The sequence below is a fragment of the Pseudomonas putida genome (assembly GCF_002906855.1).
GTDB lineage: Bacteria > Pseudomonadota > Gammaproteobacteria > Pseudomonadales > Pseudomonadaceae > Aquipseudomonas > Aquipseudomonas putida_N.
This window is the reverse complement of record NZ_MINI01000038.1, coordinates 1924954-1936390: the sequence shown is the minus strand read 5'-3', so window position 1 is coordinate 1936390 and position 11437 is coordinate 1924954. Positions and strand designations below refer to the sequence as shown.

At 63.4% G+C, this 11437-nt stretch carries 7 protein-coding genes; 5 read left to right on the top strand and 2 right to left on the bottom strand.

Annotated features, from left to right (window positions below; translation table 11 throughout):
- Positions 1-157 precede the first annotated feature (157 nt).
- Entirely contained in the window at positions 158-976 is an 819-nt protein-coding gene (gene ppsR / locus BGP85_RS21585) for a posphoenolpyruvate synthetase regulatory kinase/phosphorylase PpsR (RefSeq protein WP_103449905.1), read from the top strand.
- A gap of 78 nt (positions 977-1054) precedes the next feature.
- On the opposite strand, the gene BGP85_RS21580 is transcribed toward ppsR, so the two are convergent.
- On the bottom strand, positions 1055-5920 hold the full coding sequence (locus BGP85_RS21580) for an NAD-glutamate dehydrogenase (RefSeq protein WP_103449771.1): 4866 nt from the start codon (positions 5918-5920) through the stop codon (positions 1055-1057).
- A 274-nt stretch (positions 5921-6194) separates the two neighbouring features.
- Here BGP85_RS21580 and BGP85_RS21575 point away from each other — a divergent pair, with 274 nt between their 5' ends.
- From BGP85_RS21575 to BGP85_RS21560, 4 genes are all read left to right on the top strand, one after another.
- Positions 6195-6548 (top strand): hypothetical protein, encoded by a 354-nt coding sequence (locus tag BGP85_RS21575; RefSeq protein ID WP_103449770.1) that lies wholly within the window; start codon positions 6195-6197, stop codon positions 6546-6548.
- A gap of 196 nt (positions 6549-6744) precedes the next feature.
- The gene (locus BGP85_RS21570) at positions 6745-7455 is read left to right on the top strand and encodes a FadR/GntR family transcriptional regulator (protein WP_103449769.1); all 711 of its coding nucleotides are present in this window, start codon (positions 6745-6747) and stop codon (positions 7453-7455) included.
- A gap of 103 nt (positions 7456-7558) precedes the next feature.
- Complete coding sequence (gene lhgO / locus BGP85_RS21565) at positions 7559-8752, top strand: L-2-hydroxyglutarate oxidase (RefSeq protein ID WP_103449768.1); 1194 nt, start codon at positions 7559-7561, stop codon at positions 8750-8752.
- A 42-nt stretch (positions 8753-8794) separates the two neighbouring features.
- Positions 8795-10126 (top strand): MFS transporter, encoded by a 1332-nt coding sequence (locus BGP85_RS21560; protein WP_103449767.1) that lies wholly within the window; start codon positions 8795-8797, stop codon positions 10124-10126.
- 60 nt (positions 10127-10186) lie between these two features.
- Here BGP85_RS21560 and BGP85_RS21555 read toward each other — a convergent pair whose 3' ends face one another.
- Complete coding sequence (locus BGP85_RS21555; protein ID WP_181004549.1) at positions 10187-11392, bottom strand: phospholipase effector Tle1 domain-containing protein; 1206 nt, start codon at positions 11390-11392, stop codon at positions 10187-10189.
- Between the last annotated feature and the right edge of the window lie 45 nt (positions 11393-11437).

Sequence of the window (11437 nt, the reverse complement as noted above, 5' to 3'; positions counted from 1 at the left end):
CAAGGGCGCCCGCCTGCCTTCGTTGACTGGGCCGGACACTTGTGGCCTGTACCTGGAAAATAGGTTCGCAAAATATGGCAGAATGCTGACAGCCACGTTCGGCAAACCGAACTTATCATATCCAAGAATCGTCATCAGCTTAAGGCCCAGATCGCAAATGAAACGAACCGCGTTCTTCATCTCCGATGGCACCGGCATCACCGCCGAAACCCTGGGCCAGAGCCTGCTCGCTCAATTCGAAAGCATTCCGTTCAGTAAATTCACCCGTCCGTACATCGACAGCCCGGAAAAAGCGCGGACCATGGTGCAACAGATCAACGCTGCCGCAGAGCGCGATGGCATGCGGCCGATCATCTTCGACACCATCGTCAATCAGGATATCCGTGAGATCCTGGCGACGTCGAACGGCTTCATGATCGACATCTTTTCTTCGTTTTTATCCCCGCTTGAGCAGGAACTGACTGCCCATTCGTCGTATTCCGTGGGCAAATCGCACTCGATTGGCGGCAACTCCAACTACATGGAACGCATCGAGGCGGTGAACTTCGCCCTGGATAACGATGACGGCGCGCGCACCCACTACTACGACAAGGCCGACCTGATCCTGGTCGGCGTGTCGCGCTGCGGCAAGACCCCGACCTGCCTGTACATGGCCATGCAATTCGGTATCCGCGCCGCCAACTACCCGCTGACCGAGGACGACATGGAACGCCTGCAGTTGCCGGCGGTGCTGAAAAAGCACCACAGCAAGCTGTTCGGCCTGACCATCGACCCTGACCGTCTGACCGCCATCCGCCATGAGCGCAAGCCCAACAGCCGCTATTCGAGCTTTGCCCAGTGCGAGTTCGAGGTGCGCGAGGTGGAGAACCTGTTCCGCCGGGAGAACATTCCAAACATCAACTCCACGCATTTCTCGGTGGAAGAGATTTCGGCGAAGATCCTGGTGGAGAAAGGCGTGGAGCGCAGGTTCAAGTAAGCCCGCGAAAGGGCCGGCACAGGAGCACAAAAAAAGCCCCGACATCGCTGCCGGGGCTTTTTCATTTCAGCGCGCAGATCAGGACGGCACCACCGCCGCCTGCCCACTCAGCGCCAAATCAACCAACTCGCGGTTGGCCACCGCGTACATCGCATAGTCGGTACCGGTGGCATTGCGCAGGTCGTCGAGCATGGCGCGCCAGCGCTCGACCATCACCCGGTGCTGCTCGGCCCACAGCGCCACACGGGCGTCCATGTCTTCCGGAGCATCGACCATCTGCAGCACCGAGATGGTGATTGCCCGCTGCTGCAGGTCGATGTCGTCGCGGAACGCCTCGCGGGCCAGGGCCTGCCAGTTGTTTTCCACCGGCAGGTTGCTGATTTCCTGCAGGTACCAGGTCAGGTCCAGCGCGCTGCCCACGGCGAAGAACGCCTTGGCCACCTGCGCCGGGTCATGGCCGGTGACGTCCGAGGCCTCGATGATCGGCAACAGGGTGTACAGGTGAGTGGTACCGGCAACCATGCGCGCCAGTAACTCTGGTACGCCGGCATCGACGAAGCCCTGGTAACGCACCATCCAGCGCTCGCGGGTCGGGCCTTCCAGCAGCTCGTCGAGCTTGAGCCCCAGCTGGGCGATCTTCGGCCCGAAGTGCGCGCTGTCACGCCCGGCATCCTGCTCGTTGCGTCGGCTACGCAGGAACCAGCGGGTGGCGCGGCGGCCCAGGCGCATCAGCTCGTCCATCAGCGTCAGCTGGATTTCCGCTGGCACCTGATAGTCCAGCGCCTCGATCTGGCGGAACCAGTGCGGCAGGTGGAAGATGTCGCGCACGATCACATAGGCGCCGGCCACGTTGGCCGGGCTCATGCCGGTCGACTCCTTCAGGCGCTGAACGAAGGTGATGCCCATATTGTTGACCAGGTCGTTGGCGATCTGGGTGCTGACGATCTCGCGCTTCAGGCGGTGACGGCGCATGGCATCGGCGAACTTGCTGACCAGCGACGGCGGGAAGGCAGTTTCCATGTCGCGGGTCAGGTAGTCGTCGTCTGGCACCAGCGACTTGAGCAGCTGCTCCTTGAGGTCGATCTTGCTGTACGAGATCAACACCGACAGCTCGGCACGGGTCAAGCCCTGGCCAGCGGCCAGGCGCTCGGCCAGCTGTTCCTCGGACGGCAGGAACTCGATGGCCCGGTCCAGCTTGCCACGGCCTTCGAGGTCGGCCATCAGGCGCTTGTACTCGGCGATCCGCTCGCGGGCGCGGCGGGCGGCCAGCGACAGCGCCTGGGTCTGCTTGTAGTTGTTGCCCAGCACCAGGCCGGCGACTTCGTCGGTCATGCTGCCGAGCAGCTGGTTGCGCTGCTTCTCGGTCATGTCGCCACCCTGCACCACTTCGTTGAGCAGGATCTTGATATTGACCTCGTGGTCGGAGCAGTCCACGCCACCGGCGTTGTCGATGAAGTCGGTGTTGGTGGCGCCGCCGTGCAGGCCGAACTCGACACGGCCGAGCTGGGTCATGCCGAGGTTGCCGCCCTCGCCCACTACCTTGCAGCGCAGCTCGTTGCCGTTGACCCGTAGCGCATCGTTGGCCTTGTCGCCGACATCGGCGTGGCTTTCGCTGCTGGCCTTGACGTAGGTGCCGATACCGCCGTTCCACAGCAGATCGACCGGGGCCTTGAGCAGCGCGTGCAGCAGCTCGGTCGGGGTCAGGCGATCGGCCTCGATGGCAAAGCGCTCTTTCATCTGCGGGCTGATGGCGATGCTCTTGGCACTGCGCGGGAAGATCCCGCCGCCTTCGGACATGATGCTGGTGTCGTAGTCGCTCCAGGCCGACCGCGGCAGGTCGAACAGGCGCTGGCGCTCGACGAAACTGGTGGCCGGGTCGGGGTTCGGGTCGATGAAGATGTGCAGGTGGTTGAACGCCGCCACCAGTTGCAGTTTGTCGGACATCAGCAGGCCGTTGCCGAACACGTCGCCGGCCATGTCGCCGACGCCGATCACGGTGATCGGGTCCTGCTGCACGTTGATGCCGCGCTCGCGGAAGTGGCGCTGCACGCCAACCCAGGCGCCACGGGCGGTGATGCCCATCTTCTTGTGGTCGTAACCGGCCGAGCCACCCGAGGCGAACGCATCGCCGAGCCAGAAGCCGTAGTCGATGGCAATGCCGTTGGCGATGTCGGAGAAGGTCGCGGTGCCCTTGTCGGCCGCCACCACCAGGTACGGGTCGTCGTCATCGTGACGGACCACGTTGGCCGGCGGCACCACGCCACCGTCCTTGAGGTTGTCGGTGATGTCGAGCAGGCCGGAAATGAAGATGCGATAGCAAGCCACACCCTCGGCGGCGATCTCGTCGCGGGTGCCGCCCAACGGCAGCCGACGCGGCAGGAAGCCGCCCTTGGCGCCAACAGGCACGATGACCGAGTTCTTCACCTGTTGGGCTTTGACCAGGCCCAGCACCTCGGTGCGGAAGTCTTCCTCGCGGTCCGACCAGCGCAGGCCGCCGCGGGCGACGTTGCCGAAGCGCAGATGCACGCCCTCGACTCGAGGCGAATAGACGAAGATCTCGAACTTCGGCACCGGCTTGGGCAGCTCGGGGATCAGCTTGGGGTTGAACTTGAAGCTGAAGTACGACTTGTTCTGACCGTTGGCATCCGGCTGGTAGAAGTTGGTGCGCAGGGTGGCCTTGATCAGGTCCAGGTAGCGCCGCAGGATGCGGTCCTCGTTAAGCACCTGGACCTCGTCCAGGGCCGTGAGGATCGCCTGCTCCAGGCGCTGCTGCTTGTCATCCAGGTCTTCATTGGTGAGCTTGCGCGCCAGGTAGAAGCGGGTCTTGAACAGCCGGGTCAGCTCGCGGGCGATGTCGGTGTGGTTGTTCAGGGTGCTGGCGATGTAGCCAAGGTCGAAGCCCAGGCGGATCTGCTTCAGGTAGCGGGCATAGGCACGCAGCAGCGCCACGTCACGCCATGGCAGGCCGGCAGTGAGCACCAGGCGGTTGAAGGCATCGTTCTCGGCGTCGCCCTTGACGATGTGGATGAAGGCATCCTGCAGGGTGTCGTTGAGCTGCTGGATGTCCAGGTCCAGGCCTTCGCTGTAGGTGAAGGCGAAGTCGTGGATCCAGAACTCACGCCCGCTGGCGTGGCGCAGACGGTAAGGGAACTCGCCGAGCACGCGCAGGCCGAGGTTTTCCAGGATCGGCAGCACATCCGACAGCGCCAGCGGGGTGTCGGCGTGGTACAGCTTGCAGTGCAGCAGGCGCTCGCCCAGGCGGGTCAGGGGCTGGTAGAAACTCATCGCCAGCGGCTTGCTCTCGGACAACGCCACCACGTGCTGCAGGTCGACCACCGCCGAATGCGCCGGGAAGCGCTCGCGGTAGCCCGCCGGGAAGCCCTTGGGGAAGTCGCCGAGGATGTTGGTGCCCTGGGCTTCGCCGAAGTTCTCGATGACCAGCGCCGAGTAGTCGTCTTGCCACGAGCGGCAGGCCTGGATCACTTCGTTTTCCAGCTGCTGCGGGTCGATGTCGATGCGGTTCTTCGGGTCGACCCGAAGGATCAGTTGCACACGTGCCAGCACCGATTCGGAGAAGAAGGTCCAGAATTCGCAGTCGCTGGCCTTCAGACGCTCCATCAGCACCTGCTGGATCTTCTGCCGCACTTCGGTGGAGTAGATCTCGCGCGGCACGTAGGCCAGGCCGTAGCAGAAGCGCCCGTACGGGTCCTTGCGCAGGAACACGCGAATCTTGTTGCGTTCCTGGATCTGCACGATCGACATCACAGTGTTGAACAGCTCGTCGATCGGGGTCTGGAACAGGTCATCGCGCGGCAGCACTTCGAGCACCTGGGCCAGTTCCTTGCCCAGGTGCGCTTTCGAATCGAAGCCGGAACGGCGCTCGACTTCGGCGACCTTCACGCGGATGTAAGGGATGGCATGCACGCTCTCGCCGTACACCGACGAGGTGTACAGGCCCATGAAGCGGTGTTCCTTGATGACCTTGCCATCGGCATCCAGCTGGCGGATCGACACATAGTCCGGGTAGGCCGGGCGATGCACGCGGCTGGGCAGTGCGGCCTTGGCGAACGACAGCAGCAGCGGCTCGTTGAGGTAGGCCACGGCGTAGTCTTCGATGCGCAGTTCTTCCGCCGTCAGGCCCACCCGCAGGCGGCGCGGCAGACCAAGGAACGACTGTTCGTCGTAGACCATCTGGCCACCGTCGCTGTCGGCCTGGACGGTGAATTCTTCATAGCCGAGGAAGGTGAAGTGGTTGTCCAGCAGCCATTCGAGGAAGGCCTTGACCTCGCCCTTTTCATGCTGGGCCGGGCCGTAGGCGGTGTTCTCCACTTCAGCGACGACTTCGCGCAGCTTGGCTTTCATCGGCTCGAAATCAGCCACCGCCACGCGCACTTCGGCCAGCACCTGCTCGATCTCGCGGGCCAGCACGGTCAGCTCGGCGGCATTGGCGCAGCGGTCGATCTCCAGGTACATCAGCGACTCGTGGCGCACGCCCTCGCCCTGGGTACCCTTGGGCAGCAGCTCGAGCAGTTCGCCCTTGACGCCCCGGCGCACGCTCAGCACCGTGGTCTGCAGGGTGTGGATACTGTAGCCACGGCGGTTCAGCTCGGTGCGTACCGAGTCGACCAGGAACGGCAGGTCGTGGTGCAGCACTTCGACCACAGTGTGGGTAGATTGCCAGCCATTGCGTTCGTAATCGGGGTTGTACACCCGCACTTGCGGGTACTCGGGGTCGAAGCGCTCGATGATGCGCCACGCTGACAGGGTGCAGCCGGCCAGGTCCGAAAGCCGGCGCTGGGTGAGTTCGTCCAGAGAGATGATGCCGAAGAACTGCTCGGCGAATAGCGCCACTTGTGGCAGGGACTGTTCGCTGATGTGCTGCGCCAGGGCCGCTTGCAGTTGATGCTGGAAGTCGGCTTTGCTGGCTGCGGTGAAGAACGCCATCTATGGTACTCCGCTTGGGCTTTGTATTAGTTGAAGCGTCGCGCACGTCCGCCATGTACGGATCAACAATAGCCAACCCATGGCAAGCCGGACGGTAAAACCAGACGTTGAACATGGCAGGCACGTTCAGGGCTCGCCGAAGCTTAACGACTGAGCGGTCATTGCCGCTTGCGAGGCTGCGACAATTTCGGTCAAGGGCTGGCAACTTTACGTTTATGGATGTGTGCAAGGCTGTCAGAATTCCCTCTCATTTCCAGAAACCCGAGCCGTTGCCATGCAAATCAAGACCGCCCTGCTGTTCGCCACCCCTTGCGATGACGAGGAAGACAACATGGCGACCTTGTGCTGCCACAGCGACAAGGGGCAGATGTTTCTGCTGACCCGTTATCCGGATGAAGACACCGTCGACCTGACCCTGGATGACGAGCCGTCGACCCTGGATGGGCTGAAGGTGACCTTGAGTGCACAGCGTTTGCTGATCGAGGTGGCGACTGGGGATCGGGATGCGCTGAAAGGGGATGAGGCACTGGAGATCGTGCTGACTTCGGCAGGGTCCGACCTTGAGGAAGTGGCGCTGACCTTACGTAATATCCTTGACGGCACTGGCACCTTCGTCAGCGAGCTCTGATTTTCCTGTGCCGGCCCTTTCGCGGGGCAAGCCCGCTCCTACAGGTATCCCACAATCCAAAACCTGTGTTGCACCTGTAGGAGCGGGCTTGTCCCGCGAAAGGGCCAGACCTCACCCCATAACCCAATGAATACATTGACAGCGCCGCCCCACGACAGGCATTGTCTGACAACCTGATAACTAGGCAACCGTTTCCATGCTAGAGCTCCAGCGCCCCGACACCCTGGTAGACCGTGTCGTCAGCGCCATTCGCGCCGAGATCGACTCCGGCCGTCTGGCCGCCGAATCGCGCCTGCCCACCGAACAGCAACTGGCCGAACAGCTGAACGTCAGCCGCTCGGTGGTGCGTGAAGCCGTGGCGCAGCTCAAGGCCGACGGCGTGCTGATCGCCCGTCGCGGGCTCGGTTCCTACATCTCGCAAACACCTGCCGGTACCGTGTTCCGCTTCCCCGGCAGCAATGGCCGCAAGCCGGACCTGGTGCAGATGTTCGAAATGCGCCTGTGGATCGAAACCCAGGCCGCCGCGATCGCCGCCCGCCGCCGCGACGAGCACGACCTGGCCCACATGGCCAAGGCCCTGCAGGAAATGCTCGACAAGCGCAGTGACTTCGCCACCGCCTCGGCCGCCGACGTGGCCTTCCACCGGGCGATTGCCGAAGCCAGCAAGAACGATTACTTCGTGGCCTTCCACGACTTCCTCGGTGGCCAGCTGGCCAGTGCCCGGCGCACCGCCTGGGAAAACTCCGCAGCCCACTCGGTGGGTGGTTCGGCCGATGCCAATCGTGAACACCAGATGCTTTACCAGGCCATCGCCGATGGCGACCGCCAGGCGGCTGCGGCCTGCGCCGAAGCGCACCTGCGCGCCTCGGCCAAGCGCCTGAAGATCGACCTCCCCGCCCTCGACTGACCCTGGAGAAACCGACGCGGCCTGACGCGGGCCTTTTTACGCACTACTTAGTCTGACAACCTGATAAGCAGATCCACCGACAAGAACATCAAGGTACCCCTGCATGACTTACGACTACTGCATCATCGGCGGCGGCATCGTCGGCCTCGCTACTGCGATGGCCCTGCTCGAGCAGCGCCCGGGCGCATCTCTGCTGATCCTGGAGAAGGAAGCCAGCCTCGGCCGCCACCAGACCGGCCACAACAGTGGCGTGATCCATGCAGGCATCTACTACGCACCGGGCAGCCTCAAGGCCGACCTGTGCAAGCGCGGCGCCCAGGCGACCAAAGACTTCTGCATCGAGCACGGCATCGCCTTCGAGGTCTGCGGCAAACTGCTGGTGGCCTCCAACGACCTGGAAGTGCAACGCATGCAGGCCCTGTACGAGCGCTCGCAGCAGAACGGCCTGAAGGTCGAGCGCCTGGACGCCGCTGCGCTGGCTGAACGTGAACCGAACATCGTCGGCAAGGGCGCGCTGTTCCTCGATGCCACCGGTATCGTCGACTACACCCAGGTATGCAACGCCATGGCCAAAGTGATCCGCCAGGCAGGCGGCGAGGTGCACCTGTCCACCCGCGTGCGCGCCATCCAGGAGCACGCCGACCATGTCGCCGTCGACACCGACAGCCACACCTGGCGCGCCCGCCAGCTGGTGGCCTGCGCCGGCCTGCAGTCCGACCGCCTGGCGCGCCTGGCCGGGGTGAAGATCGACCACCAGATCATCCCTTTCCGCGGTGAGTACTACCGCCTGCCGGCCAGCAAGAACCAGATCGTCAACCACCTGATCTACCCGATACCCGACCCGGAGCTGCCATTTCTCGGCGTGCACCTTACGCGCATGATCGACGGCAGCGTTACCGTCGGCCCGAATGCCGTGCTCGGCTTCGGCCGCGAGAACTATCGCAAGCTTTCGGTCAACTGGCGCGACGTGGCCGAGTACGCCCGCTTCGCGGGGTTCTGGAAAACCATTTGGAACAACCTCGGCTCCGGCACCACCGAGATGAAGAACTCGCTGTTCAAGCGCGGTTACCTGCAACAGTGCCGCAAGTACTGCCCATCGCTGGAGGTCGCAGACCTGCTGCCTTACGAAGCGGGCATTCGCGCCCAGGCGGTGATGCGCGACGGCACCCTGGTGCATGACTTCCTGTTCGCCGAGACCCCGCGCATGGTGCATGTCTGCAATGCCCCTTCGCCGGCTGCCACCTCGGCCATCCCCATCGGCCAGATGATCGCCGAGAAGATCCTCAAGGCCCGCTGAAATCTGCGTCACCCACAACTACAAAGACAATAAGGAACCCCCATGTCGGTACATGAGGCGGCCCCGGCCGCGCACGAGACCCCGCAACAGCAACGCAAGCGCCTGCGCAAGGTGGCGGCGGCGACCATCTTCGGCTCGATGCTGGAGTGGTACGACTTCTACCTCTACGCGACCATGGCAGCGATCGTGTTCTCGAAGATCTTCTTCGATGCCAGCAACCCGGCAGTAGCCTCGCTGCTGGCCTTCTCCACCTTCGCCATCGGCTTCATCGCCCGTCCCTTCGGCGGCGTCCTGTTCGGTTACCTGGGCGACCGCTTCGGGCGCAAGCACGTACTGGTAATCACCTTCTGCATGATGGGCGTGTGCACGGCGCTGATCGGGCTGATTCCAAGCTATGCCAGCATCGGCATCTGGGCACCGATCCTGCTGGTGGTGATCCGCATCATCCAGGGCCTGGGCGCGGGGGCCGAGCTGTCCGGCGCGGCGGTGACCTCCTACGAACATGCCAGCGAAGGCAAGCGCGGCAGCCAGGGCGCCTGGCCGGCGCTGGGGCTGAACCTGGGCCTGCTGCTGTCGTCGCTGACCGTGTACCTGCTGACCATGAATGGCAACGAATTCCTCCTGGCCGGCGGCTGGCGCATCCCGTTCATTGCCAGCATCGCCCTGGTGGCGGTCGGCCTGTGGGTGCGCAAGAGCATCCCCGAGACGCCGGACTTCAAGGAACTCGACAAGGCCGACAGCAGCAAGCCACAGGTGTCGCCGCTGAAGCTGCTGTTCAGGAACGACCTCAAGGGCCTGGCCGTGGTGTTCTTCGTGGCCATCGGCTACAACGCCCTGAGCTACATCTTCAAGACCTTCTCGCTAGCCTACCTGACCCAGTTCAAAGGCGTGGAAGCGCATGTCACCTCGCTGTCGGTGACCATCGCCAGCCTGGTGGCGATCTTTGCCGTGCCGTTCTTCGGCTGGCTGTGCGACCGCTGGAGCAGCAAGACCGTGCTGATGCTCGGCGGAGTCCTGTCGGCTCTGTTCGCCTACCCGTTCCTGCAGCTGTTGAGCACCGGTGAGCCCACACAGATCTACATCGCCATCGCGATCGGCACCGGCATCCTCGCGCCGATGATGTTCGCCCCGCAGGGGTCGTTTCTCAGCCGCCAGTTCCCGACCCAGACACGCTCGTCGGGCTTTGGCACCGGCCGTGAGATCGGCACTGCGGTAGCCGGCGGCCTGGCGCCGCTGGGCGGCCTGGCCCTGGTGGCCCGATCGGCAACCCATTCCACCGATGGCGTGGCGCTGATCCTGGCGATTGCCGGGGTGCTGGTGGTGGTGTTCGCCCTGTGCGACCAGGGGCGCAAGCACTCAAGCGCGAAGAACTGAAGCCTGTTACTGCCTCATCACCTCGCTGGCGATGAGGCAGGTACTGTCAGGCAGGCCCCTTCAGCCAACAGGATTCTCATGCACCACCCTGCCCCCCTGCGCCGGCCGGTCGACAAACAGCACATCCAGCCCGCTGCAACGCAATCCCTTCAACGCGTTCCAGTGCGCTGAGGCATGTACATACCTCTTTTGCAACAATGCCTCTTCCTCCGCAGTCAGCCATGCCCCGCCGTTCAGCACATAGTCGTGCAGCGAGCGACTGATCCCCCGCAGCTCATCCGGCACCCGGTGAGCCTCGACATCACCCAAGGGCAAAAAAGGCACGCCGTGACGCAGGCCCAGTTCACGCATGATGCTCAGGTAAACCCGCGACAGGTGGCCGTACACTTCTCGTTCCCGGTAAACCGCCGCATAAACGTCTTTCTGCGCCTCATCCCGCTGCGCCCGAGCTCCGCTCACCGGCTCTTCCCAAGTAAGCACACGCGCCACGGGGTCGCCAAGCTCGGTGAGCAAGGCGTGGGCCTGGGCATAGGCGTTGGTTCGTTCGGCTTGCGTTGCCTGCGTCACCCGGCTCGAAAAGGGCTTGTTCAGCAACACCTGCTCGAGCATCGATTGCGCATAACCGCCACCGATGTTGGAATGCACGCCAGGCACGATGATGTCGTTGCCACTGAGCACCAAGGCAAAGTTGTGCCGTTGCTCATCCCTGGCCACCAGTTGCACCACCTGCCGGGCAATGCCCTCTGGCAACCCAAGGCATAGGCCGCCCAGGCGCGCGTCGGCGGGGTCGAATTGACCACGCAGGGGCTCGACGATGGCCGCGACCGTGTCGAACAGGCCAATGAAGTTGATCACCCGCGCACGCTGCAGTTCGGCCGGCAGCCCTTCATCGCTACCAAGCTGGTTGGCCAACTGCCTGGCCGTCGCCGCGCCGCGGCTAAAGCCGAACAGGTCGAACTCGACCCGCTCGGGTACTGCTAGCAGGCGCAACTGCTCGCCAACCCTGACCAAAGCCTGGTTCACACGCGCCTGCACACCGGTTGCGCCCCTGCCAGTTCCCTGCGCATACAGCGAATCGGCCTCTCCCGTGGTCGTACCAACCCCTTCCACATACAGTTTGATGAATGCCTGGCCACCCACCTCCCCTTGCGGGTAAAGCCCATGCAACAGGGCGATGTTGCTGAGAGGCTGGGAGACATTGCCCTGGTTGTTGCCCGTACCGTCAAAGAAGATACCCACTCGCACACAGCTGCATTGCTTGCCCATCGTCGTATTCCTGTTCAGCTTGGAGGCAACAGGAAGCGACAAACT

Coding starts and splice junctions, on each gene's coding strand:
- ppsR (WP_103449905.1), top strand. CDS start 158: ATGAAACGAACCGCGTTCTTCATCTCCGATGGCACCGGCATCACCGCC.
- BGP85_RS21580 (WP_103449771.1), bottom strand. CDS start 5,920: ATGGCGTTCTTCACCGCAGCCAGCAAAGCCGACTTCCAGCATCAACTG.
- BGP85_RS21575 (WP_103449770.1), top strand. CDS start 6,195: ATGCAAATCAAGACCGCCCTGCTGTTCGCCACCCCTTGCGATGACGAG.
- BGP85_RS21570 (WP_103449769.1), top strand. CDS start 6,745: ATGCTAGAGCTCCAGCGCCCCGACACCCTGGTAGACCGTGTCGTCAGC.
- lhgO (WP_103449768.1), top strand. CDS start 7,559: ATGACTTACGACTACTGCATCATCGGCGGCGGCATCGTCGGCCTCGCT.
- BGP85_RS21560 (WP_103449767.1), top strand. CDS start 8,795: ATGTCGGTACATGAGGCGGCCCCGGCCGCGCACGAGACCCCGCAACAG.
- BGP85_RS21555 (WP_181004549.1), bottom strand. CDS start 11,392: ATGGGCAAGCAATGCAGCTGTGTGCGAGTGGGTATCTTCTTTGACGGT.